Genomic DNA, 272 nt, shown 5'->3' with positions numbered 1-272 from the left:
CGGGGCCTCGCCTACGTGGTGTTCGAGCGCCTGGCGCTGGCCGAGTTCGGCAACCGCGTCCCGCAATTCGCCTTCGAGGTGATCCGTCCGGTCTCGGGTCTCGCCGGGATGATCCGGGCCGTCTGCCTGATTCCCGGCTCCACGGAGTTCGGGCTCGACCCGGCGCGCGTCACCGAGGATTCCGGCTTCGGGACCACGCGGCCCGCCAACCGCTTCCAGCTTCAGGCCGGCACCGACGTCGTCGCCTCCCTCGACGCGCTCCAGGCCCTGTG

1 protein-coding gene is annotated in these 272 nt (G+C 71.7%); it reads left to right on the top strand.

Going from position 1 to position 272, the window contains the following annotated elements; translation table 11 throughout:
• Positions 1 to 272 (top strand): hypothetical protein (locus CVH10_RS20615; RefSeq protein WP_146143200.1); only part of this gene is annotated, 272 nt, incomplete at both ends.

Source organism: Halomonas sp. ND22Bw (assembly GCF_003011945.1).
Taxonomy (GTDB): Bacteria; Pseudomonadota; Gammaproteobacteria; order Pseudomonadales; family Halomonadaceae; genus Halomonas; species Halomonas halophila.
The sequence above is the reverse complement of the archived record's forward strand: the minus strand, read 5'-3'. Positions and strand labels throughout refer to the sequence as shown.